22 protein-coding genes are annotated in these 22,746 nt (G+C 56.6%); 18 read left to right on the top strand and 4 right to left on the bottom strand.

The genetic code is table 11. The features are described 5' to 3' along the window. Positions 1–130: 130 nt before the first annotated feature. Positions 131–868: a tRNA(1)(Val) (adenine(37)-N(6))-methyltransferase TrmN gene (trmN, locus tag P349_RS09605; protein ID WP_032640235.1), complete on the top strand. Its 738-nt coding sequence runs from the start codon at positions 131–133 to the stop codon at positions 866–868. On the opposite strand, the gene nadB is transcribed toward trmN, so the two are convergent. Further along, positions 853–2,472 carry an L-aspartate oxidase gene (gene nadB / locus P349_RS09610; protein ID WP_032648658.1) on the bottom strand — a complete coding sequence of 540 codons (1,620 nt, stop codon included), beginning with the start codon at positions 2,470–2,472 and terminating at the stop codon, positions 853–855. The genes trmN and nadB overlap by 16 nt on opposite strands. Positions 2,473–2,815: 343 nt before the next feature. Here nadB and rseD point away from each other — a divergent pair, with 343 nt between their 5' ends. The 12 genes from rseD to acpS all read left to right on the top strand — a co-directional run bounded on the left by rseD (position 2,816) and on the right by acpS (position 12,229). Then, positions 2,816–2,899, top strand: a complete 84-nt coding sequence (gene rseD, locus P349_RS27050; RefSeq protein ID WP_223605340.1) for a rpoE leader peptide RseD — start codon at positions 2,816–2,818, stop codon at positions 2,897–2,899. After that, positions 2,896–3,471 (top strand): RNA polymerase sigma factor RpoE, encoded by a 576-nt coding sequence (gene rpoE / locus P349_RS09615; protein WP_006176728.1) that lies wholly within the window; start codon positions 2,896–2,898, stop codon positions 3,469–3,471. Before rseD ends, rpoE begins: the two co-directional genes overlap by 4 nt. Before the next feature lie 31 nt (positions 3,472–3,502). After that, positions 3,503–4,153, top strand: coding sequence for an anti-sigma-E factor RseA (gene rseA, locus P349_RS09620; RefSeq protein ID WP_008502186.1), 651 nt, complete (start codon positions 3,503–3,505; stop codon positions 4,151–4,153). After that, complete coding sequence (gene rseB / locus P349_RS09625; protein ID WP_023308851.1) at positions 4,153–5,106, top strand: sigma-E factor regulatory protein RseB; 954 nt, start codon at positions 4,153–4,155, stop codon at positions 5,104–5,106. The genes rseA and rseB overlap by 1 nt, the downstream gene beginning before the upstream one ends. After that, a complete protein-coding gene (rseC, locus tag P349_RS09630; RefSeq protein ID WP_032648660.1) occupies positions 5,103–5,579 on the top strand; it encodes a SoxR-reducing system protein RseC in 477 nt (158 codons plus the stop codon). The genes rseB and rseC overlap by 4 nt, the downstream gene beginning before the upstream one ends. 185 nt (positions 5,580–5,764) lie before the next feature. Then, positions 5,765–7,564 (top strand): translation elongation factor 4, encoded by a 1,800-nt coding sequence (lepA, locus tag P349_RS09635; protein WP_024908619.1) that lies wholly within the window; start codon positions 5,765–5,767, stop codon positions 7,562–7,564. Between the two features lie 15 nt (positions 7,565–7,579). Then, positions 7,580–8,554, top strand: coding sequence for a signal peptidase I (gene lepB, locus P349_RS09640; protein ID WP_024908620.1), 975 nt, complete (start codon positions 7,580–7,582; stop codon positions 8,552–8,554). 222 nt (positions 8,555–8,776) lie between these two features. Further along, complete coding sequence (gene rnc / locus P349_RS09645; RefSeq protein ID WP_003860711.1) at positions 8,777–9,457, top strand: ribonuclease III; 681 nt, start codon at positions 8,777–8,779, stop codon at positions 9,455–9,457. After that, the gene (era, locus tag P349_RS09650) at positions 9,454–10,359 is read left to right on the top strand and encodes a GTPase Era (protein WP_028014097.1); all 906 of its coding nucleotides are present in this window, start codon (positions 9,454–9,456) and stop codon (positions 10,357–10,359) included. The genes rnc and era overlap by 4 nt, the downstream gene beginning before the upstream one ends. 17 nt (positions 10,360–10,376) lie before the next feature. Beyond that, positions 10,377–11,084, top strand: a complete 708-nt coding sequence (gene recO, locus P349_RS09655; RefSeq protein WP_024908622.1) for a DNA repair protein RecO — start codon at positions 10,377–10,379, stop codon at positions 11,082–11,084. A gap of 33 nt (positions 11,085–11,117) precedes the next feature. Then, entirely contained in the window at positions 11,118–11,849 is a 732-nt protein-coding gene (gene pdxJ / locus P349_RS09660) for a pyridoxine 5'-phosphate synthase (protein ID WP_032648663.1), read from the top strand. Continuing rightward, positions 11,849–12,229 (top strand): holo-ACP synthase, encoded by a 381-nt coding sequence (gene acpS, locus P349_RS09665; RefSeq protein ID WP_008502178.1) that lies wholly within the window; start codon positions 11,849–11,851, stop codon positions 12,227–12,229. Before pdxJ ends, acpS begins: the two co-directional genes overlap by 1 nt. On the opposite strand, the gene P349_RS09670 is transcribed toward acpS, so the two are convergent. Both P349_RS09670 and P349_RS09675 read right to left on the bottom strand, forming a co-directional pair. Beyond that, positions 12,226–12,486 carry a YfhL family 4Fe-4S dicluster ferredoxin gene (locus P349_RS09670; protein ID WP_008502177.1) on the bottom strand — a complete coding sequence of 87 codons (261 nt, stop codon included), beginning with the start codon at positions 12,484–12,486 and terminating at the stop codon, positions 12,226–12,228. The two genes, acpS and P349_RS09670, sit on opposite strands and share 4 nt — an antisense overlap. A 46-nt stretch (positions 12,487–12,532) precedes the next feature. Further along, positions 12,533–13,381, bottom strand: a complete 849-nt coding sequence (locus P349_RS09675; protein ID WP_023333056.1) for a MurR/RpiR family transcriptional regulator — start codon at positions 13,379–13,381, stop codon at positions 12,533–12,535. A 117-nt stretch (positions 13,382–13,498) separates the two neighbouring features. Between P349_RS09675 and murQ the strand changes: the two genes are divergently transcribed. Genes murQ through tadA form a run of 4 tightly spaced genes read left to right on the top strand, consistent with a single transcriptional unit; the run spans position 13,499 to position 16,968 of the window. Beyond that, positions 13,499–14,392 carry an N-acetylmuramic acid 6-phosphate etherase gene (gene murQ / locus P349_RS09680; protein ID WP_032648666.1) on the top strand — a complete coding sequence of 298 codons (894 nt, stop codon included), beginning with the start codon at positions 13,499–13,501 and terminating at the stop codon, positions 14,390–14,392. Positions 14,393–14,403: 11 nt separating this feature from the next. After that, positions 14,404–15,765: a PTS transporter subunit EIIC gene (locus tag P349_RS09685; protein WP_032648668.1), complete on the top strand. Its 1,362-nt coding sequence runs from the start codon at positions 14,404–14,406 to the stop codon at positions 15,763–15,765. 3 nt (positions 15,766–15,768) lie between these two features. Further along, entirely contained in the window at positions 15,769–16,404 is a 636-nt protein-coding gene (yfhb, locus tag P349_RS09690) for a phosphatidylglycerophosphatase C (protein ID WP_024908626.1), read from the top strand. A gap of 24 nt (positions 16,405–16,428) precedes the next feature. Next, positions 16,429–16,968 carry a tRNA adenosine(34) deaminase TadA gene (tadA, locus tag P349_RS09695; protein ID WP_032645359.1) on the top strand — a complete coding sequence of 180 codons (540 nt, stop codon included), beginning with the start codon at positions 16,429–16,431 and terminating at the stop codon, positions 16,966–16,968. Here tadA and mltF read toward each other — a convergent pair. Beyond that, a complete protein-coding gene (gene mltF / locus P349_RS09700) occupies positions 16,856–18,406 on the bottom strand; it encodes a membrane-bound lytic murein transglycosylase MltF (protein WP_032648672.1) in 1,551 nt (516 codons plus the stop codon). The two genes, tadA and mltF, sit on opposite strands and share 113 nt — an antisense overlap. Positions 18,407–18,673: 267 nt before the next feature. On the opposite strand from mltF, the gene purL reads away from it, so the two are divergent. After that, on the top strand, positions 18,674–22,561 hold the full coding sequence (gene purL, locus P349_RS09705) for a phosphoribosylformylglycinamidine synthase (protein ID WP_032648673.1): 3,888 nt from the start codon (positions 18,674–18,676) through the stop codon (positions 22,559–22,561). The last annotated feature ends 185 nt before the right edge of the window (positions 22,562–22,746 follow it).

The raw sequence follows: 22,746 nt of genomic DNA, 5'->3' as shown, positions 1-22,746 counted from the left end.
TCTACCTCTGTGTGGGGCGCTGATTATAGACGTTACGGCTGTAATCTTCATCTGTTTGTATGGATATCGCTTTTCGGCCACTTCGCTTTCCCCTATGCTACTCCAGTTTCACTTAGAAGGTTGCCCTGACATGTCTCAACTCAAAGCGCAGCTGCGCCGCGATGGTTTTACGTTTAAACAATTTTTTGTCGCTCACGATCGCTGTGCCATGAAGGTCGGTACAGACGGTATTTTACTGGGAGCGTGGGCGCCTGTCGCAGGTGTTAAGCGTATTCTTGATATCGGTACCGGCAGCGGGCTGGTGGCGTTGATGCTGGCGCAGCGTACGGAAGAACATGTCACCATCGATGCCGTCGAACTGGATGCTCAGGCCGCAGAGCAGGCGAGTGACAATATGGCCGAATCTCCCTGGGCAGCCCGAATGAAGGTGGAATGCGCAGATGTGCTGGCCTGGGCACCTGAACAAACCGCGCGTTACGATCTGATCGTCAGTAACCCTCCCTACTACGAGCCCGGCGTTGAGTGCGGGACACCCGAGCGTGAACAGGCGCGTTATACCGGCTCCCTCGATCATAAAGCGCTGCTCATCAGTGCGGCGGAACTCATCTCCGAAGAAGGTTTTTTCTGCGTGGTCCTGCCTGAGAGTACCGGCAACACGTTCATCGGTATCGCGCAGGAGATCGGCTGGACGTTACGGCTGCGTACCGATATTTCGGATACGGAAGGACGACTGCCGCACCGCGTGCTGCTGGCGCTCTCGCCAAAAGAGGGTGAATGCTTTAATGACCGAATGGTGATCCGTGGGCCAGACCAGCGTTATTCCGAAGATTACACTGCTCTGACCCAGGCGTTTTATCTGTTTATGTAAACCTGAGGGGCGAGGATCGAGGGGCCGGATTCAGCAAGCTGATCCGGGTAGTCCAGCGTAAAGTGCAGTCCACGGCTCTCTTTACGCATCATCGCGCAGCGAACGATCAGCTCGGCAACCTGCACCAGATTGCGCAGCTCCAGCAGGTTATTGGATACGCGGAAATTGGCATAATACTCATCAATTTCCTGCTGCAGCATGGTGATGCGGCGCAAGGCGCGCTCCAGGCGTTTCGTGGTGCGCACAATCCCCACGTAGTCCCACATAAACAGCCGTAGCTCATGCCAGTTGTGCTGGATCACGACCAGCTCGTCCGGATTATCCACGCGGCTTTCATCCCAGGCAGGCAGATGCTCTGTTTCACGGGCATAAGGCATGCGCTTCGCGATGTCTTCCGCTGCTGACCAGCCGTACACCAGGCACTCAAGCAGTGAGTTAGAGGCCATACGGTTCGCGCCGTGAAGCCCGGTATAGCTGACCTCACCGATAGCATATAGACCATCGACATCGGTACGCCCATGATCGTCAACCATTACGCCACCGCAGGTATAGTGGGCGGCTGGCACAATCGGCACCGGATCGCGCGTTAAATCAATGCCAAGATTTAGTAGCTTTTCGTAGATCATCGGGAAATGCTGACGAATGAACGCTGCTGGCTTATGGCTGATATCGAGATACATGCAGTCCACGCCAAGACGCTTCATTTCATGATCGATGGCGCGGGCAACGATATCGCGCGGGGCCAGTTCACCCCGGGCGTCAAAGTCCGGCATAAAGCGGGAGCCGTCAGGGCGTTTCAGATAAGCACCTTCACCGCGCAGGGCTTCCGTCAGCAGGAAGTTGCGCGCCTGAGGGTGGAACAGGGCGGTTGGGTGAAACTGATTAAACTCGAGGTTCGCCACTCGGCAGCCGGCGCGCCAGGCCATCGCGATACCGTCTCCGGAGGCAATGTCCGGGTTCGTGGTGTACTGATACACTTTAGAGGCGCCGCCCGTGGCCAGCACCACAGCCTTCGCCTGGCAGGTTTCCACCTTCTCTTTATTGCGGTTCCAGACCCAGGCGCCCACCACGCGACGCGTGCCCGGTAGGCCAATCTTGTCTGAGATAATCAGATCAACGGCGTTACTTCGCTCGAGCACCCGAATATTAGGATGGTTCAGCGCTTTACTGACCAGCGTCGTTTCCACTTCTTTACCGGTGGCATCCGCTGCGTGCAGGATGCGGCGGTGGCTATGGCCGCCTTCGCGCGTCAGGTGGTAGCTCTCTTCACCATTGGGTTGAACCTGCGTATCGAACAATACGCCCTGGTCGATGAGCCACTGCACGCAGTGGCGGGCATTGCTGGCGACAAACTCTGCGGCATGCGCATCCACGATCCCGGCCCCGGCAATCAGCGTATCGTCGACGTGGGAAGCAATGCTGTCTGTCTCATCAAACACGGCGGCAATGCCACCCTGGGCATAAAACGTGGAACCTTCACTTATCGGTCCTTTACTCAGAACGATAACGTTTTGATGCTCGGCCAGGCGCAGCGCCAGAGAGAGACCGGCAGCGCCGCTGCCGATGATCAGTACATCACAATGGAGTTCAGGTGTTGTGTTCATGATTGTTGTTTAATTTACTAAACAGTGTTGGGTCAGAATAGCACTCGAATGCGATATATCGCACGTTTTTTTTAGAGGCTGTTGCAATGGCTAAACGCGTAAGCGGAGGTAAACGGAGGGTAAATGAGTGAAATTATTTTGCGAAGCAGATCGTTAGCGTCAGATTTTGTGATGAAATAAAGCCTGTGTTGCGTTACTCTTCTGGCGGGAAAAAGATGTTTCTTGTCAGAAAGTGGTGCGTATCGTGAACAGACTTATAATGAGAGAAAATGAACAGTCTGCGGCGCGATGAACAAAAACAAAGGCGTTACGGAACTTATTGAAGATCAGACACTCTAATTCGGTGCTTGCTCAAAGTGCGGTATTTTTAGAGTGGCGTTTCGATAACGCGTGGAATTTAGGTTTGGGGAGACATTACCTCGGATGAGCGAGCAGTTAACGGACCAGGTCCTGGTTGAACGGGTCCAGAAGGGAGATCAGAAAGCCTTTAACTTACTGGTGGTGCGCTACCAGCATAAGGTGGCGAGCCTGGTTTCCCGCTATGTACCGTCAGGCGATGTGCCTGATGTGGTGCAAGAGTCTTTTATTAAGGCCTATCGCGCGCTGGATTCTTTCCGGGGAGATAGTGCTTTTTATACCTGGCTGTACCGTATTGCGGTCAATACGGCAAAGAATTATCTGGTCGCTCAGGGCCGTCGTCCGCCTTCAAGTGATGTGGACGCAATCGACGCCGAAAACTTCGAAAGTGGCGGCGCATTGAAAGAAATTTCGAACCCTGAGAACTTAATGTTGTCAGAAGAACTGAGACAAATCGTTTTTCGCACAATCGAGTCGCTCCCGGAAGATTTACGCATGGCAATTACGTTACGGGAGCTTGATGGTCTGAGCTATGAAGAGATAGCCGCTATCATGGATTGTCCGGTCGGCACGGTACGTTCACGAATTTTCCGTGCGCGAGAAGCTATTGATAATAAAGTTCAACCGCTTATCAGGCGTTGACGATAGCGGGATACTGGAAAAGGTATTAGGCATGCAGAAAGAAAAACTTTCCGCTTTAATGGATGGTGAAACGGTTGATAGTGAGCTGCTCAACGAGCTGTCTCATTCTCCCGAAATGCAAGAGACCTGGGAGAGTTACCATCTCATCCGTGACACCCTTCGCGGTGACACCGGCGAGGTTCTCCATTTCGATATCTCAGCCCGCGTCATGGCGGCGATTGAGAATGAGCCTGTTCATCAGACCACTCCGCTGATTCCTGAAGCTCAACCCGCACCTCACCAGTGGCAGAAAATGCCGTTCTGGCAAAAGGTGCGTCCGTGGGCCAGCCAGCTTACCCAAATGGGTGTGGCTGCATGCGTATCGCTTGCAGTTATCGTTGGCGTCCAGCACTATAATACTCAGTCTGAAACTAATCAGCAGCCAGAAGCGCCAGTGTTTAACACACTGCCGATGATGGGCAAAGCCAGCCCGGTAAGCCTGGGCGTACCGGCTGATGCTTCCGCCAGCGGCGGCCAGCAACAGCAGGTTCAGGAGCAGCGCCGTCGCATTAATGCGATGTTGCAGGATTACGAGTTGCAGCGTCGTCTGCACTCTGAACAGCTTCAGTTTGAGCAGGCCCAGACACAGCAAGCTGCTGTGCAGGTGCCCGGAAACCAAACTTTAGGAACGCAATCGCAGTAATGAAGCAACTTTGGTTCGCCATGTCTCTGATGGCGGGTAGCCTGTTCTTCTCTGCCAACGCCTCGGCTGATGTATCATCCGGGGCGTTGTTGCAGCAAATGAATCTGGCCAGCCAGTCACTCAATTACGAGTTGGCATTTATCAGTATCAATAAGCAGGGCGTCGAGTCGTTACGCTATCGTCATGCCCGTCTTGATAACCAGCCGCTCGCCCAGCTTTTACAGATGGATGGCCCGCGTCGGGAAGTTGTCCAGCGTGGTAATGAAATCAGCTATTTCGAGCCAGGCCTGGAACCTTTCACGCTGAATGGCGATTATATCGTTGATTCTCTGCCGTCACTCATTTACACCGATTTCAAACGGCTTGCCCCTTACTACGATTTTATTTCGGTAGGGCGTACCCGTATCGCGGACAGACTGTGCGAGGTGATTCGCGTTGTTGCCCGGGACGGAACGCGTTACAGCTATATCGTCTGGATTGATGCGGAAACCAAACTCCCCATGCGTGTTGACCTCCTCGACCGTGACGGTGAAACGCTGGAACAGTTCCGGGTGATCTCCTTCAGCGTGAACAATCAGGTTGGTAACAGCATGCAGAACCTGGCTAAGGCCAGCCTGCCGCCGCTGCTTTCTGTTCCGGCAGGAGATTCCGTTAATTTCAACTGGGTACCTGCCTGGATCCCGCAAGGGTTTAGCGAAGTGTCCAGCAGCCGTCGTCAGCTGCCAACGATTGAAACGCCGGTGGAATCGCGCCTCTATTCCGATGGTTTGTTCAGTTTCTCGGTGAATATCAATCGCGCAACGGCAAACAGCGCCGAACAAATGCTGCGTACCGGGCGCCGTACGGTGAGTACAACGGTACGCGATAACGCAGAGATCACCATTGTGGGTGAACTTCCTCCGCAAACGGCGAAGCGCATCTCCGACAGCATTAAATTCAGGGCCGCACAATGATCAAAGAGTGGGCGACGGTTGTCTCGTGGCAGAACGGCATTGCGCTGGTGAGCTGCGATGTAAAAGCCTCATGTAATAGCTGTGCATCCCGCACCGGCTGCGGTAGCCGCGTGCTGAATAAGCTCGGGCCGCAGACATCGCACACGATTTCTGTGCCAAGTGAACAGCCGCTGATGGCGGGGCAAAAGGTAGAGCTGGGCATCGCGGAAGGCAGTCTGCTCAGCTCCGCCATGCTGGTCTATCTCTCTCCGCTGATCGGGCTGTTTATTATGGGCGGCGTTTTCCAGATGCTGTTTGGCACCGACGGAGCCGCCATGTGCGGTGCCGCATTAGGTGGTCTGGGGGGATTCTGGCTCGCCAAAGGCCTCTCACCGACGCTCGCCGCACGCGAGGAGTGGCAGCCTGTCATTCTCAGTGTTGGGCTGGCGCCAGACCAGCTTCGTGTTGAAACACTCTCTTCTGAGGCCCGGTGATCCATCGGGCTTTATCATTTTTTACGTTCCAAAACAGAAAACGTCCTTTCTTCACGCTATAGCTGCCTCTAAGTGCATTTCCAGGTAGCGTGGATGTAGTGTAGAATGCTGCGTTTTCGCACTGAAAAACGTCAGGCTAAGAACAGCGGCCTCCAGGAATTCGTAAGGCATAATTATTTAACTATATGAAGAACATACGTAACTTTTCGATCATTGCTCACATTGACCACGGTAAGTCGACGCTGTCTGACCGTATTATCCAGATTTGCGGTGGCCTGTCTGATCGTGAAATGGAAGCCCAGGTTCTGGACTCCATGGACCTGGAACGCGAACGCGGTATCACCATCAAAGCGCAGAGCGTTACGCTTGATTATAAAGCGGCTGATGGTGAAACCTATCAACTGAACTTTATCGACACCCCAGGCCACGTTGACTTCTCCTATGAGGTTTCACGTTCGCTCGCGGCCTGTGAAGGCGCGCTGCTGGTAGTGGATGCCGGGCAGGGCGTAGAAGCCCAGACCCTGGCAAACTGCTACACCGCGATGGAAATGGATCTCGAAGTTGTGCCGGTTTTGAACAAGATCGACCTGCCAGCCGCCGATCCTGAGCGCGTTGCGGAAGAGATTGAAGATATTGTCGGCATTGACGCGACCGATGCCGTGCGCTGCTCCGCGAAAACCGGTGTGGGCGTGACCGACGTGCTGGAACGCCTGGTGCGTGACATTCCGGCCCCGGAAGGCGATCCGGATGCGCCGCTGCAGGCGCTGATTATCGACTCCTGGTTCGATAACTATCTGGGTGTTGTCTCCCTGGTGCGTATTAAAAACGGCACCATGCGCAAAGGCGACAAAATCAAGGTCATGAGTACCGGACAGGTCTACAACGCCGACCGTCTGGGCATCTTCACGCCAAAACAGGTTGACCGTACCGAGCTGACATGCGGCGAGGTAGGCTGGCTGGTATGCGCCATCAAAGACATCCTCGGTGCGCCAGTGGGCGATACCCTGACCGGTGCGCGTAACCCGGCAGATAAAGCACTGCCAGGCTTTAAAAAGGTAAAACCGCAGGTTTACGCGGGTCTGTTCCCGGTTAGCTCTGACGACTACGAAAACTTCCGTGATGCGCTCGGTAAACTGAGCCTGAACGATGCGTCCCTGTTCTACGAGCCAGAAAGCTCAACGGCGCTGGGCTTCGGCTTCCGCTGTGGCTTCCTCGGTCTGCTGCACATGGAGATCATTCAGGAGCGTCTGGAGCGTGAATACGATCTGGACCTGATCACCACGGCACCGACCGTAGTCTATGAAGTTGAAACCACCTCGAAAGAAGTGATCTACGTCGATAGCCCGTCCAAGCTGCCGCCGCTGAACAACATTCAGGAACTGCGTGAGCCTATTGCAGAGTGTCACATGCTGCTGCCGCAGGAATTCCTGGGTAACGTTATTACGCTGTGTATTGAGAAGCGTGGCGTGCAGACCAACATGGTTTACCACGGTAACCAGGTGGCGCTGACCTATGAGATCCCGATGGCGGAAGTGGTACTCGACTTCTTCGATCGTCTGAAGTCCACCTCCCGTGGCTATGCGTCGCTGGATTACAACTTCAAACGCTTCCAGGCCTCCAACATGGTGCGTGTGGACGTGCTGATCAACGGCGAGCGTGTGGATGCGCTGGCGCTGATCACCCACAACGACAATGCGCCGTACCGTGGCCGCGAGCTGGTTGAGAAGATGAAAGATCTGATCCCGCGTCAGCAGTTCGATATCGCGATTCAGGCGGCCATTGGCAACCATATTATCGCGCGTTCCACCGTGAAACAGCTGCGTAAAAACGTTCTGGCGAAGTGCTATGGCGGTGACGTCAGCCGTAAGAAAAAGCTGCTGCAGAAGCAGAAAGAAGGTAAGAAGCGTATGAAGCAGGTCGGTAACGTCGAGCTGCCGCAGGAAGCATTCCTTGCCATCCTTCATGTTGGTAAAGACGGCAAATAACCCTAAGGAGTTGGCATGGCGAACATGTTTGCCCTGATCCTGGTCATTGCTACCCTGGTGACAGGTCTGCTGTGGTGTCTGGATAAGTTTATCTTCGCCCCAAAACGTCGTGAACGTCAGGCTGCCGCACAGGCAGCCACTGGCGATGGGATTGACGCGAAAACCCTGAAGAAAGTCGGCCCGAAACCGGGCTGGCTGGAAACGGGTGCCTCGGTATTTCCGGTGCTGGCGATTGTGCTGGTGGTACGTTCGTTTATTTACGAGCCGTTCCAGATCCCATCAGGTTCAATGATGCCAACGCTGCTGATTGGTGATTTTATTCTGGTAGAGAAGTTTGCCTACGGCATTAAAGACCCGATCTACCAGAAAACGCTGATCGAAACCGGTCATCCGAAACGTGGCGACATCGTGGTGTTCAAATATCCGGAAGATCCTCGCCTGGACTACATCAAGCGCGCAGTAGGTCTGCCGGGTGATAAAGTGACTTACGATCCGGTTGCGAAAGAAGTTACCGTTCAGCCGGGCTGCAGCTCCGGTACCGCATGTGAAAACGCGCTGCCAATCACCTACTCAAACGTTGAGCCAAGTGATTTTGTGCAGACCTTCGCCCGTCGTAACGGCGGCGAAGCGACCAGCGGATTCTTCCAGGTACCGAAAGGTGAAACCAAAGAGGACGGCATCCGTCTGGTTGAGCGCAAAGAGACGCTGGGCGATGTGACGCACCGGATCCTCACCGTGCCAATCGCGCAGGATCAGCTGGGTATGTACTATCGCCAGCCGGGCCAGCAGCTGGCGAGCTGGATTGTACCGCCAGGACATTACTTCATGATGGGTGACAACCGCGATAACTCTGCGGACAGCCGTTACTGGGGCTTTGTGCCGGAAGCGAATCTGGTCGGTAAAGCCACCGCGATCTGGATGAGTTTTGAGAAGCAGGAAGGCGAATGGCCGACCGGTGTTCGCCTGAGTCGTATCGGCGGAATCCATTAATTCTCACTAAATGAACGTGTAGCCGCTAATTAAAGCGGCTACACGAATTATTTCACCGATAAATCTCTTCGAACTAACGACATCCCCTGTCGTTGTGTATAGAATATTCCCCCGAAGTTTAAGGTTGGCCCTGCAAGGGTGCCACGGCACACGAAACCGCGTTGGTTTTCTCAGGTCGGTTTCGTGTGCTGCATTTTTGACGCATTCATTTATTGGTATCGCATGAACCCCATCGTAATTAATCGGCTTCAACGGAAGCTGGGCTACACTTTTCATCATCAGGAGTTGTTGCAACAGGCATTAACCCACCGCAGTGCCAGCAGCAAACATAATGAGCGTCTCGAGTTTTTAGGCGACTCTATTTTAAGTTTCGTGATTGCGAATGCGCTTTATCATCGTTTCCCGCGTGTGGATGAAGGTGATATGAGCCGCATGCGTGCCACGCTGGTTCGGGGTAATACCCTTGCGGAAATCGCGCGCGAATTTGAACTGGGCGAATGTCTGCGTCTTGGACCGGGTGAACTGAAAAGCGGCGGCTTCCGTCGTGAATCTATTCTTGCCGATACGGTCGAAGCATTAATTGGTGGTGTGTTCCTGGACAGCGATATCCAGACCGTAGAAAAGCTGATCCTGAACTGGTATCAGACCCGTCTGGACGAAATCAGCCCGGGCGATAAACAAAAAGATCCGAAAACGCGTCTGCAGGAATATTTGCAGGGTCGTCATCTGCCGCTGCCATCTTATCTGGTGGTGCAGGTTCGTGGCGAAGCGCACGATCAGGAATTTACCATCCATTGCCAGGTCAGTGGCCTGAGTGAACCGGTGGTAGGCACAGGTTCAAGCCGTCGTAAGGCTGAACAGGCTGCCGCCGAACAGGCGTTAAAAATGCTGGAGCTGGAATGAGCGAAGAAAAGACCTATTGCGGATTTATTGCCATCGTCGGGCGCCCGAACGTCGGCAAATCCACCCTGCTGAATAATCTGCTTGGGCAGAAGATTTCCATCACCTCGCGTAAGGCGCAGACCACGCGTCACCGCATCGTCGGCATCCATACTGAAGGCGCGTATCAGGCGATCTACGTCGATACCCCTGGCCTGCACATGGAAGAGAAGCGTGCCATCAACCGCCTGATGAACAAGGCGGCGAGCAGCTCGATTGGCGACGTGGAGCTGGTGATTTTCGTTGTGGAAGGCACCCGCTGGACGCCGGACGACGAGATGGTGCTGAACAAGCTGCGTGACGGCAAAACGCCGGTCATCCTCGCGGTCAACAAAGTTGATAACGTGCAGGAAAAGGCCGACCTGCTGCCGCATCTGCAGTGGCTCGGTAGCCAGATGAACTTCCTCGACATCGTTCCGCTGTCCGCTGAGACCGGCCTGAACGTGGATACCATCGCGGGCATCGTTCGTAAGCATCTGCCGGAAGCGATTCATCACTTCCCGGAAGACTACATCACCGATCGCTCTCAGCGCTTTATGGCGTCTGAAATCATCCGTGAAAAGCTGATGCGTTTCCTGGGCGCTGAACTGCCGTACTCTGTGACGGTGGAGATCGAGCGTTTCCAGAGCAACGAGCGCGGTGGCTACGACATCAACGGCCTGATCCTCGTTGAGCGCGAAGGGCAGAAGAAGATGGTGATCGGCAACAAAGGCGCCAAGATCAAAACCATCGGTATCGAAGCCCGTAAGGACATGCAGGAGATGTTCGAAGCGCCGGTTCACCTCGAACTGTGGGTGAAAGTGAAATCTGGCTGGGCCGATGATGAGCGTGCTCTGCGCAGCCTCGGTTACGGCGAAGACCAGTAACTTAAGACGACGAGCATATGGATGGATGGCAGCGCGCTTTCGTCCTGCATAGTCGCCCCTGGAGCGAAACCAGCCTGATGCTGGACGTCTTCACGGAAGAGTCGGGTCGCGTGCGCCTGGTTGCGAAAGGCGCACGTTCCAAACGTTCTAATCTGAAAGGTGCCCTACAGCCTTTCACACCTCTGCTGGTTCGCTTTGGCGGGCGAGGGGAAGTCAAAACCCTGCGCAGTGCCGAAGCCGTCTCTCTGGCGCTTCCTCTTTCTGGTATCACGCTCTACAGCGGCCTGTATATCAACGAACTCATCTCACGGGTTCTTGAGCATGAGACTCGCTTCTCTGAACTTTTCTTCGATTATCTGCACTGTATCCAGGCGCTGGCTGGCGCAACCGGCACGCCCGAACCCGCCTTGCGTCGTTTTGAACTGGCGCTACTGGGCCATCTTGGGTACGGGGTCGATTTTTTGCACTGTGCGGGCAGCGGTGACGAAGTGGAAGACACCATGACCTACCGCTACCGCGAAGAAAAGGGCTTCATTGCCAGTATCGTGATAGACAACAGCACCTTTACCGGGCGCCAGCTCCGGGCGCTGTATGAGCGCGAGTTTCCCGATCAGGATACCCTGCGCGCAGCAAAACGCTTTACCCGGATTGCCCTCAAGCCGTATCTTGGCGGCAAGCCCTTAAAGAGCCGCGAATTATTCAGGCAGTTTGTACCGAAACGTTAGACCACAGAATCGAAAAGAAAACCGAGGATTGTCATGGCTGAATTACTGTTAGGCGTCAATATCGATCACATCGCCACGCTGCGTAATGCGCGCGGCACGGCGTATCCCGATCCGGTTCAGGCGGCGTTTATCGCTGAACAGGCTGGCGCCGACGGCATTACCGTTCACCTGCGTGAAGACCGTCGCCACATTACTGACCGCGACGTGCGCATTCTGCGTCAGACGCTGGACACCCGTATGAATCTGGAGATGGCGGTCACCGAAGAGATGCTGGCGATTGCCTGTGAGACTCAGCCGCACTTCTGCTGCCTGGTGCCGGAAAAACGCCAGGAAGTGACGACCGAAGGCGGTCTGGATGTGGCCGGTCAGCTCGACAAAATGCGCGATGCCTGCAAGCGCCTGGCGGATGCCGGTATCCTGGTTTCGCTGTTTATTGACGCCGATTTCACCCAGATTAAAGCGGCAGCCGACGTGGGCGCACCGTATATCGAAATCCACACCGGCTGCTATGCCGATGCCAAAAATGATGCCGAGCAGGCCAAAGAGCTGGAGCGTATTGCTAAAGCGGCTACGTATGCCTCAAGCCTGGGTCTGAAGGTTAACGCCGGTCACGGCCTGACCTACCACAACGTGAAAGCCATTGCCGCCCTGCCTGAAATGCACGAGCTGAACATCGGCCACGCCATCATTGGCCGCGCGGTGATGAGCGGCCTGAAAGAGGCGGTCTCAGAAATGAAACGCCTGATGCAGGAAGCGCGTCAGTAATGGCCATTCTGGGCTTAGGCACCGATATCGTTGAAATAGCCCGCATAGAAGCGGTGATCGCCCGTAGCGGCGATCGCCTGGCGAGACGCGTGCTGAGCGATAACGAATGGGCCATCTGGGAAGCGCATCAGCAGCCGGTGCGCTTTCTGGCAAAGCGCTTTGCGGTAAAAGAGGCGGCCGCTAAAGCCTTCGGAACCGGCATTCGTAACGGTCTGGCGTTCAACCAGTTTGAAGTGTTTAACGATGAGCTGGGTAAGCCAAGCCTGCGCTTATGGGGTGAGGCGCAAAAGCTGGCAGAAAAGCTGGGGGTGAATCACGTGCACGTGACGATCGCCGATGAGCGCCACTATGCCAGCGCGACGGTGATCATCGAAAGTTAAAGCTTGTCCGCGTGGTGCATCAGGACAAACTTATCCCACAGCTGCTCTTCGCTCTCGACGTGTGCCGGATCCTTCAGGATGGTATTCGGGATCGGGCACACTTTTTGACAGGTCGGCGTTTCATAGTGGCCGATGCATTCCGTGCAGCGGTCGCTGTTAATCTCATAAATGCTGTCGCCCATCGAAATCGCCTGGTTCGGGCATTCGGGCTCGCACATATCGCAATTAATGCATTTTTTGGTAATTAACAGCGCCATCAGGAAATTCTCAGAAACAACACAAACTGGGCGGGCATTATACGCGTCAAACCAGTTTCTTTACCAGTTCTTCGCTGTGACGAATGCGTTCGGGCGCACGCTCCAGATCCTGCTGCACCAGCGCCATAAACAGCAGGTCCGTCAGCATCATCTGTGCGCTGGTGGACGAGATAGCCGCGCTGCGCGTGGCCTGCTCCTCGGCAATGGTATATAAACAGCGCGTGGCCCGCTGCTGCAGGGCATTCGGCGTAAAACCGGTGATCGCCAGAATTTTACCGCCGACGCGCAGCGCTTCATCGGTGGCCATGTTGATCTCGCGGCGCTCGCCGGAATAGGAGATCGCCAGCAGCAGATCGTCAGGATCCATCGCCTGTACGGTCGCCAGCAGGGCGTGCATATCCTGCTCGACGATGGCGTTAAGCCCAATTTTTGTCAGCTTCCAGCCAAAGTTACGCGCCACAAGCCCGGACGCGCCGATGCCGGTCAGAATGATCCGCCGCGCGCCGCGCAGCATCGCCACGCTCTCCAGCAGCTTCTCTTCCGTATTCACATCCAGCGTCGCATGCATGGCCGCCACGTTCTCTTTGATCAGCTTTTCGCCGACCAGCCGCATCGGATCGTCTCCGCGGATCTGATTATGCACCGGCATGGACTGCGGGTTGGGGTTACTGACCAGCGCTTCACTGATCGCCAGCTTGAGGGCGGGGAACCCTTTAAAGCCAATCTTCTGCGCAAATTTCACTACGCTGGACTGGCTCACGCCGGCCTCACTCGCCAGCTGCTGCGAGCTGAGATGGCGTGCGCGATCGGGTTGAGAAAGCAGAAAATCCGCCAGCTTCTTGTCGCTTTGGGCAAAGCCTGCGTAGCGCTGGCGAATGCGAATTAAACAGTTCATACGGTCTCCTGGCGAAAATGTGATTATCTGCGCAAATACGGATTTTGCTCGCCTGAATGAATTTTATATTCCATTATAGTGTGATTATTATGAATTAAAAATTCTTGAGGTACAAAAATGAATCTTGGCTCACTTGTTTCTGAAACGCGTAACCCGCAAACCATGGATCTGGATGCGCTCTCCACCCTGGAGCTGGTTCACCGCTTTAATCAACAGGATACGCTGGTCGCGCAGGCTGTGAAAGAGACATTACCCGAGGTGGCGAAAGCGGTCGATGCGGCGGCGAAATCCCTCAAGGCCGGTGGACGCATTATTTACATGGGCGCGGGCACCAGCGGGCGTCTTGGGGTCCTGGACGCGTCAGAATGCCCGCCAACCTTTGGGGTGCCGCATGGTCTGGTAGTTGGGCTGATTGCCGGTGGACCCGGTGCGCTGCTGAAAGCCGTTGAAGGGGCGGAAGATAACAAACAGCTCGGTGAAGATGATCTCAAAGCGCTGAACCTAACCGCGCAGGATCTGGTGGTTGGGCTGGCAGCATCCGGGCGCACGCCGTACGTCATTGGCGGGCTGGAATACGCTAACCAGACCGGCTGCACGACGGTCGCCATCTCCTGTAACCCAGGATCACCGATTGCACAGGTGGCCGCTATCGCTATCTCTCCGGTGGTTGGGCCGGAAGCGCTCACCGGCTCCACGCGCCTGAAATCCGGGACCGCGCAAAAGCTGGTGCTCAATATGATCTCCACCGGCGCGATGGTGAAGTTTGGGAAGGTGTATCAGAACCTGATGGTGGATATGCAGGCCACCAACGTCAAGCTGGTGGACAGAGCCTGCCGCATGGTGATGGAGGCAACGGGCGCAGGACGTGAAGAGGCAGAAGTCGTACTCAAGCAGACCGATCACGATGTTAAACCGGCCATTCTGATGATCTTAAGCGGGCTGGATGCGGCAAGCGCCAGAGCCAAACTCGATGCGCATAACGGCTTCTTACGGGCGGCATTAGAAAACTAACAGAGGCGTGTATGGACAAAACAGCAGCGCTCGCCAGCGATATCCTGCAGGGGATCGGTGGGGAACAAAATATTCAGCGTCTCGAAAACTGCATGACGCGCGTGCGCGTCGAGGTGCATAACGACGACCAGCTTGACGTGCCGCGCCTGAAGCAACTGTCCGGCGTCAGCGGCTACGTGAAACAGGGCCAGCAGCATCAGCTGATCGTCGGGCCGGGGAAAGCGGCGCAGGTTGTCGATGCCATGCGGGCGCTGATGGGCGTTAGCGCGAGCGTGTCGATTGACGATGCGGAGCGCACCAAAGCGCAGGCGAAGGCCAAATACAAAGCCCCGATGAGCGATGCGCTGCGTCAGCTGGCAAACGTCTTCATTCCGCTGATCCCGGCGTTTATTGCCTCAGGCCTGATCACCGGGATCATCAATATTCTCAAGCGGCCGGATATTGTGGGGGATTTCGCCACGCAGTATCCAAACCTGCTGGGGATTCTGGGGATCTTCGGTAGCGCTGTTTTCGCCATCATGAACATTCTCGTCGGGGTCAATACCGCGAAGGTGTTTGGCGGATCGCTGGCCATGGGCGGCGTGATGGCGGGCATCTTGTCCAGCCCGCAGCTGGCGCAGATCACGCTGTTTGGTGAGGCGCTCCAGCCGGGCCGCGGTGGGGTGATCGCCGTGCTGCTGGTGGTCATCCTGATGTGCTGGATCGAGAAAAGGCTGCGCGCGGTTCTGCCCGGCTCGATTGAGCTTATCCTCAACCCGCTGCTGACTACGCTGATTACCGGTAGCGTAGCGATTGTGGCCCTCCAGCCGTTAGGCGGTTGGATCTCTGAAGCCATCGCCCACGGCGCGTCGCTGGCGATTGATCGCGGCGGCCTGTTAGTGGGCGCGGTGCTGTCGGGTACCTTCCTGCCCCTGGTGCTGACCGGCCTGCACCAGGGGCTGGTGCCGATCCACGTCGAGCTGGTGCAGTCGCACGGCTATAACGCGCTGCTGCCTATCCTGTCGATGGCGGGCGTGGGGCAGGTGGGCGCGGCGATTGCCGTACTGATGAAAACCCGCAACGCGCGACTGAAGAAAGTGATCAAAGGCGCACTCCCGGTCGGATTGCTCGGCATTGGCGAGCCGCTGATTTTCGGCGTTACCCTGCCGTTGGGTAAACCGTTCCTCGCCGCCTGTCTGGGCGGCGCGGTAGGCGGGGCGCTCATTAGCTACTGGAAGGTCGCCACCGTGATCACCTTTGGGCTTTCCGGTTTACCGCTGGCATTAACCATCGTGACCGGAAAAGTGATGCTCTATCTGTTAGGCTATTTAGTAGCGGTGATAGCCGGGTTCCTGTTTACCTGGCTGTTAGGTTTCAACGATCCAGAGGAGTAAGGTTTGGCAAATCACGCGCGTCGCGTTGTCTTTTTCGACCTGGATGGAACGCTGCATCAGCAGGATATGTTTGGTACGTTTATGCGTTACCTGCTGCGGCGTCAGCCCCTGAATGCGTTGCTCGTGCTACCGCTCTTACCGGTTATCGGTATCGCGCTGCTGGTGAAAGGCCGGGCGGCGCGATGGCCGATGAGTCTGCTGCTGTGGGGATGTACCTTTGGGCACAGCGAAGCGCGCCTCAAACAGCTCGAAAAGGATTTTGCGCACTGGTTCCGTGGCCACGTCGCCGCCTTTCCGGTGGTGCAGGCGCGCCTGACCGGCTACCTCGACGCGAACGATGCCGACATCTGGCTGATTACCGGCTCCCCGCAGACGCTGGTGGAGCAGGTCTATTTTGATACCCCCTGGCTTCCGCGCGTGAATCTTATTGCCACGCAAGTTGCCCGCGGTTACGGCGGTTGGGTGCTGACCCTGCGCTGCCTGGGGCATGAAAAAGTGGTCCAGCTGGAGAAACGCATCGGTACGCCGCTGCGCCTGTACAGCGGCTACAGCGACAGTAAACAGGACAACCCGCTGCTCTATTTTTGCCAGCATCGCTGGCGCGTCACGCCATCAGGTGAACTCCAGCAACTCGAATAGTCTTATCCATAATGGGCGTGTATAATGCCGCCCGCTTTTCGACTGGAGTATCAACCGTTGTCCAACCCTGAACTCGACCATGAATACTGGATGCGCCATGCGCTGACGCTGGCTCAGCGTGCCTGGGACGAGGGCGAAGTGCCCGTAGGCGCCGTGCTGGTCCACAATAACCAGGTGATTGGTGAAGGGTGGAACCGTCCGATTGGCCGCCACGATCCTACTGCACATGCCGAAATCATGGCGCTTCGCCAGGGCGGTCTGGTGCTGCAAAATTATCGCCTGCTTGATACTACGTTGTATGTGACGCTGGAGCCGTGCGTGATGTGCTCCGGCGCGATGGTGCACAGCCGGATCGGGACTCTGGTCTTCGGTGCGCGGGATGAAAAAACCGGTGCGGCCGGTTCGCTGATGGACGTGCTGGGTCACCCGGGGATGAACCACCAGGTGAAGACTATCGGCGGGGTGCTTGCACCAGAGTGTTCGGGGCTATTAAGCGATTTCTTTCGAATGCGCCGTCAGCAGAAAAAGCAGCAAAAGGCAGAATTGAAGCTGTCGGACGATTAAGCTCGTCCGGCGCCACGACCGGGTAACTTTGGGCCAGCTGTTTGGCCTCCGTTGCCTCTTTCTCTTTCTCCAGCAGATACCCGACCAGGCTAATTTGATATTTACGGATATTTTCCACGTAGGCGTAGGCTTCATGTCCGCGCGCGTAGCCGTATGTCAGCTTGTTATACCATGGCTTCTGGCTCAGCAGCGGCAGGCGCTGCTTAACGTCTGACCAGCTGTCCGGGTTACCTTTCGTTTTGGCCGTCAGCGCTCTCGCATCCAGCATATGCGCATAGCCCATATTGTAGGCCGCCAGCGCGAACCAGATCCGCTCCTCTTCCGGCACCGTTTCCGGGACTTTGGCCATCATATCCTGCAGGTAGCGCGCGCCGCCGCTGATGCTCTGTTCCGCATCGGTACGGTCATTGACGCCCAGGCTCAGCGCGGTATTTTTGGTTAACATCATCAAACCACGTACGCCCGTGGGAGACGTGGCCTGGGTATCCCAGTGGGATTCCTGATACGAAATAGCCGCCAGCAATTTCCAGTCAATCTCCTGGGCGTATTTTTCGAACAGCGGCTGCAGATCTGGCAGGACGCTGTCTACCGCGCGCAGGAAGCTGCGGGTGTCAACGTAGTCAAAGTCGTCACCGTGACCGAGGTACTTCTCCTCCAGGCGCGCCAGGGTACCGTCTTCATTGATGGTGTTGAAGAAATCAAGCATCGCGGCAGAGAAGGTCTGATCGTCATCAAGCTGGCTAAACCAGGTCACAGGCTGCTCGTCGGTGACGTCCAGCGCCACGGCGATTTCAGGATGCACCCGCTGGAACAGGCTGATCGCGACCGAATCGGCGATGGTGTAGGGCACTTTCTGGTCTTTTACCTGCTCCAGCAGCTCCGTCGTGCCGAGTTTCGGATCCACCGTCCAGCTCAGGTCGGGATATTTCTTCTCCTTGAGCTCACGCAGATCGTCAATCACCACGTGGCCAGGCGCAATCGTCAACTGCCGATCGTCAATCGAGGCCAGCGAACGCGGGCGCAGGCCCCCGACGCGGTAAACCAGCTGCTGCGAAACGGAGTAGTAGGTCGGGCCTGGCTGGTAGTTTTTGCTGCGCTCGCTGTTATACACCAGCCCGGCGGCAAGCATATCGGCATCGTCGTTATCGAGGTCGTCAAACAGCTGGTTGATATTCTGGCGGACGGTGATTTTAAGCTTCACGCCAAGATAATCGGCGAACTGTTGTGCCAGCTCGTAATCCAGACCAATGATTTTACCGTTGATGTCGCTGTAAATCAGCGGAGAGTTGAGGGTACTGACGCGCAATTCCCCCCGCTCCTGAATGGCGGCGATACGGTTTTCGGCTTTGCCGAACCAGGGGATGGAAGGCCAGAGGGCCACTGCCAGCAGCAACGTTACAATGCCGATGAGCAGATAATTAATCTTTAATTTTTTCAATTAGTTAATTCTCTGCGACGCCGGTTGCCTCAGTCTGCTGTAGCCATGTTAATCATAAGGTTTGCCATTGAATGAGCGGCATTTTGCGTAAACTTGCGCCACTTGGCAACCAATTAGAGAGACTGGTCACATCTATTGTTAAATCTCTGTGCAAATTTTATTTCGACGCAAACGGTTTCGTCGGCGCTCAGGATTCTCTATAATGACGCCCGTTTTCCCCCCTTGCGCACACTGTAAGCGCCCCGGCGCTTCGAAGACGAGAGACTTATGATGGAAATTCTGCGTGGTTCGCCTGCACTGTCTGCCTTCCGTATCACTAAACTGCTGGCACGTTTTCAGGCGGCCGACCTTCCGGTAAGCAATATTTACGCTGAGTATGTCCATTTTGCTGACCTGAATGCCCCCCTGAATGCAGAGGAGCGCGTACAGCTGGAACGCCTGCTCAAGTATGGCCCAAGCCTGAGCAGCCATACGCCAACCGGCAAACTGATCCTTGCGACGCCTCGTCCGGGCACCATCTCCCCCTGGTCTTCCAAAGCCACCGACATCGCCCACAACTGTGGCCTGAGCCAGATTAACCGTCTGGAACGCGGCGTGGCGTACTACGTGGAAGCCTCTACCCTGAGCGAAGCACAGTGGCAGGCGGTTGCGGCTGAACTGCACGACCGCATGATGGAGAGCGTATTTGCCTCTCTCGATGACGCGCAGAAGCTTTTCTCTCACCATCAGCCTGCGCCGGTACAGAGCGTAGACCTGCTGGGGCAGGGCCGTCAGGCGCTGATTGACGCCAACCTGCGTCTTGGCCTGGCGCTGGCAGAAGACGAAATCGACTACCTGCAGGATGCGTTCGTTAAGCTCAACCGTAACCCGAACGACATCGAACTCTATATGTTCGCGCAGGCAAACTCTGAGCACTGCCGCCACAAGATTTTCAACGCCGACTGGATTATTGACGGCGAACAGCAGCCAAAGTCGCTGTTCAAAATGATCAAAAACACCATGGAGCAAACTCCTGACCACGTGCTGTCTGCCTATAAAGACAACGCCGCGGTGATGGAAGGTTCCGAGGTGGGCCGCTTCTTCGCCGATCGCGAAGCAGGGCGCTATGACTTCCATCAGGAGCCCGCGCATATCCTGATGAAGGTTGAAACCCACAACCACCCGACCGCGATCTCCCCGTGGCCGGGTGCGGCGACCGGCTCCGGCGGTGAAATCCGTGATGAAGGTGCGACCGGTCGTGGTGCAAAACCAAAAGCGGGTCTGGTCGGTTTCTCCGTTTCCAACCTGCGTATCCCGGGCTTTGAACAGCCGTGGGAAGAAGATTTCGGCAAGCCAGAGCGCATTGTGACCGCGCTGGATATCATGACCGAAGGCCCGCTGGGCGGCGCGGCGTTTAACAACGAATTTGGTCGTCCGGCGCTGAACGGTTACTTCCGTACCTATGAAGAGAAAGTGGACAGCCACAACGGCGAAGAGCTGCGCGGCTACCACAAACCGATCATGCTGGCGGGCGGGATCGGCAACATCCGTGCCGATCACGTGCAGAAAGGCGAGATCGTCGTCGGCGCGAAGCTGATCGTGCTCGGCGGCCCGGCGATGAACATCGGTCTGGGCGGCGGAGCGGCCTCTTCTATGGCCTCCGGCCAGTCTGACGCGGATCTCGATTTCGCCTCCGTGCAGCGTGACAACCCTGAGATGGAGCGTCGCTGCCAGGAAGTGATCGACCGCTGCTGGCAGCTGGGCGACGCTAACCCGATCCTCTTCATCCACGACGTGGGCGCGGGCGGTCTGTCTAACGCCATGCCGGAGCTGGTGAGCGACGGCGGCCGCGGTGGTCGTTTCAACCTGCGCGATATCCTGAGCGATGAGCCGGGCATGAGCCCACTGGAAATCTGGTGTAACGAATCCCAGGAGCGCTACGTGCTGGCGGTTGCGGCGGATCAGCTACCGCTGTTTGACGAGCTGTGCCGCCGCGAGCGCGCGCCGTATGCCGTCATCGGTGAAGCGACCGAAGAGCAGCACCTGACTCTGAGCGACACCCATTTCGACAACCAGCCGATCGATCTGCCGCTCGACGTTCTGCTCGGTAAAACGCCGAAGATGACCCGCGACGTAACAACCCGTAAAGCGGCGGGCAAAGCGCTGGATCGCCAGGGCATTACCGTAGCTGAAGCAGTTAATCGCGTGCTGCACCTGCCGGCTGTTGCTGAGAAAACCTTCCTGGTGACCATCGGCGACCGTACCGTGACCGGTATGGTATCGCGCGATCAGATGGTTGGCCCGTGGCAGATCCCGGTGGCGAACTGCGCCGTGACCACCGCGAGCCTCGACAGCTACTACGGCGAAGCGATGGCCCTGGGCGAACGCACCCCGGTGGCGCTGCTGGACTTCGCGGCCTCTGCCCGTCTGGCGGTCGGTGAAGCGCTGACCAACATCGCCGCAACGCAGATTGGCGATATCAAACGTATCAAGCTTTCCGCAAACTGGATGGCCGCTGCCGGTCACCCTGGCGAAGACGCAGGCCTGTATGAAGCCGTGAAGGCGGTGGGCGAGGAACTGTGTCCTGCTCTCGGCCTGACCATTCCGGTGGGTAAAGACTCCATGTCGATGAAAACCCGCTGGCAGGAAGGTAACGAGCAGCGCGAGATGACCTCTCCGCTGTCGCTGGTGATTACCGCGTTTGCCCGCGTGGAAGACGTGCGTCATACCGTTACGCCGCAGCTTTCCACCGAAGACAACGCCCTGCTGCTGATTGACCTGGGTAAAGGCAACAGCGCGCTGGGTGCCACCGCACTGGCGCAGGTTTACCGTCAGCTCGGCGACAAGCCAGCCGACGTGCGCGACGTGGCGCAGCTGAAAGGCTTCTACGACGCGATTCAGGCGCTGGTAGCGCAGCGTAAGCTGCTGGCCTACCACGACCGTTCCGACGGCGGCCTGCTGGTGACGCTGGCAGAGATGGCCTTCACCGGCCACTGTGGGGTTGAAGCCAACATTGCAACGCTGGGCGAAGACCGTCTGGCGGCGCTGTTTAACGAAGAGCTGGGCGCCGTGATTCAGGTGCGCGCGGCAGATCGCGACGCGGTTGAAGCGATTCTGGCGAAGCACGGTCTGGCAGACTGCGTGCACTATCTGGGTAAAGCCGTTCAGGGTGACCGCTTCGTCATTGAAGCAGACGGTCACGCCGTGTTCAGCGAAAGCCGCACCACGCTGCGTATGTGGTGGGCGGAAACCACCTGGCAGATGCAGCGCCTGCGTGATAACCCGGAATGTGCCGATCAGGAGCACAACGCGAAGGCCAATGACCAGGATCCAGGCCTGAACGTGAAGCTCTCCTTCGACATCAACGAAGACATTGCTGCACCGTACATTGCGACCGGCGCGCGTCCGAAAGTGGCCGTGCTGCGCGAGCAGGGCGTTAACTCCCACGTTGAGATGGCGGCTGCCTTCCACCGTGCGGGCTTTGACGCTATCGACGTTCACATGAGCGACCTGCTGGCCGGGCGTACCGGTCTGGAAGATTTCCAGGCGCTGGTGGCGTGCGGCGGCTTCTCCTACGGCGACGTGCTGGGCGCGGGCGAAGGCTGGGCGAAGTCCATCCTGTTCAACAGCCGCGTGCGCGACGAGTTCGAAACCTTCTTCCACCGTCCGCAAACGCTGGCGCTGGGCGTGTGTAACGGCTGCCAGATGATGTCTAACCTGCGCGAGCTGATCCCGGGCAGCGAAGCCTGGCCGCGCTTTGTGCGTAACCAGTCTGACCGCTTCGAAGCGCGCTTCAGCCTGGTGGAAGTGACCCAAAGCCCGTCTCTGCTGCTGCAGGGAATGGTCGGTTCACAGATGCCAATCGCGGTCTCCCACGGCGAAGGTCAGGTAGAAGTGCGTGATGCCGCGCATCTGGCTCAGCTGGAGAGCAAAGGTCTGGTGGCGCTGCGCTTTGTCGATAACTTCGGCAAGGTCACGGAAACCTACCCGGCCAACCCGAACGGCTCCGCCAACGGTATTACGGCAGTGACCAGCGAAAGCGGTCGTGCGACCATCATGATGCCGCACCCGGAACGTGTGTTCCGCACCGTGAGCAACTCCTGGCACCCTGAAAACTGGGGCGAGGACAGCCCGTGGATGCGTATCTTCCGCAACGCGCGTAAACAGCTGGGTTAAGTTTTAGGCAACACCTGCAGGCCCGGTAAGCGTGAGCGCTACCGGGCTTTTTTGTCTCTGTCGCAAAATCGCGACAACCCTCTGGTTTGAGTGTCTCCAAAAGGAGACATTTAACTTATTGATTTATATATGGCAGTAAAGGTTCCCGTTAAGGTGTTGCTTAATAGCGACACTTAGCCTGGAAA

The organism is Enterobacter sp. DC4 (assembly GCF_000568095.1).
Lineage (GTDB): Bacteria > Pseudomonadota > Gammaproteobacteria > Enterobacterales > Enterobacteriaceae > Enterobacter > Enterobacter pseudoroggenkampii.
The sequence above is the reverse complement of the archived record's forward strand: the minus strand, read 5'-3'. Positions and strand labels throughout refer to the sequence as shown.

Excerpts from the sequence above, each read along its gene's own strand:
- trmN (WP_032640235.1), top strand. The coding sequence starts at position 131 with ATGTCTCAACTCAAAGCGCAGCTGCGCCGCGATGGTTTTACGTTTAAA.
- nadB (WP_032648658.1), bottom strand. The coding sequence starts at position 2,472 with ATGAACACAACACCTGAACTCCATTGTGATGTACTGATCATCGGCAGC.
- rpoE (WP_006176728.1), top strand. The coding sequence starts at position 2,896 with ATGAGCGAGCAGTTAACGGACCAGGTCCTGGTTGAACGGGTCCAGAAG.
- rseA (WP_008502186.1), top strand. The coding sequence starts at position 3,503 with ATGCAGAAAGAAAAACTTTCCGCTTTAATGGATGGTGAAACGGTTGAT.
- rseB (WP_023308851.1), top strand. The coding sequence starts at position 4,153 with ATGAAGCAACTTTGGTTCGCCATGTCTCTGATGGCGGGTAGCCTGTTC.
- rseC (WP_032648660.1), top strand. The coding sequence starts at position 5,103 with ATGATCAAAGAGTGGGCGACGGTTGTCTCGTGGCAGAACGGCATTGCG.
- lepA (WP_024908619.1), top strand. The coding sequence starts at position 5,765 with ATGAAGAACATACGTAACTTTTCGATCATTGCTCACATTGACCACGGT.
- lepB (WP_024908620.1), top strand. The coding sequence starts at position 7,580 with ATGGCGAACATGTTTGCCCTGATCCTGGTCATTGCTACCCTGGTGACA.
- rnc (WP_003860711.1), top strand. The coding sequence starts at position 8,777 with ATGAACCCCATCGTAATTAATCGGCTTCAACGGAAGCTGGGCTACACT.
- era (WP_028014097.1), top strand. The coding sequence starts at position 9,454 with ATGAGCGAAGAAAAGACCTATTGCGGATTTATTGCCATCGTCGGGCGC.
- recO (WP_024908622.1), top strand. The coding sequence starts at position 10,377 with ATGGATGGATGGCAGCGCGCTTTCGTCCTGCATAGTCGCCCCTGGAGC.
- pdxJ (WP_032648663.1), top strand. The coding sequence starts at position 11,118 with ATGGCTGAATTACTGTTAGGCGTCAATATCGATCACATCGCCACGCTG.
- acpS (WP_008502178.1), top strand. The coding sequence starts at position 11,849 with ATGGCCATTCTGGGCTTAGGCACCGATATCGTTGAAATAGCCCGCATA.
- P349_RS09670 (WP_008502177.1), bottom strand. The coding sequence starts at position 12,486 with ATGGCGCTGTTAATTACCAAAAAATGCATTAATTGCGATATGTGCGAG.
- P349_RS09675 (WP_023333056.1), bottom strand. The coding sequence starts at position 13,381 with ATGAACTGTTTAATTCGCATTCGCCAGCGCTACGCAGGCTTTGCCCAA.
- murQ (WP_032648666.1), top strand. The coding sequence starts at position 13,499 with ATGAATCTTGGCTCACTTGTTTCTGAAACGCGTAACCCGCAAACCATG.
- P349_RS09685 (WP_032648668.1), top strand. The coding sequence starts at position 14,404 with ATGGACAAAACAGCAGCGCTCGCCAGCGATATCCTGCAGGGGATCGGT.
- tadA (WP_032645359.1), top strand. The coding sequence starts at position 16,429 with ATGCCGCCCGCTTTTCGACTGGAGTATCAACCGTTGTCCAACCCTGAA.
- purL (WP_032648673.1), top strand. The coding sequence starts at position 18,674 with ATGATGGAAATTCTGCGTGGTTCGCCTGCACTGTCTGCCTTCCGTATC.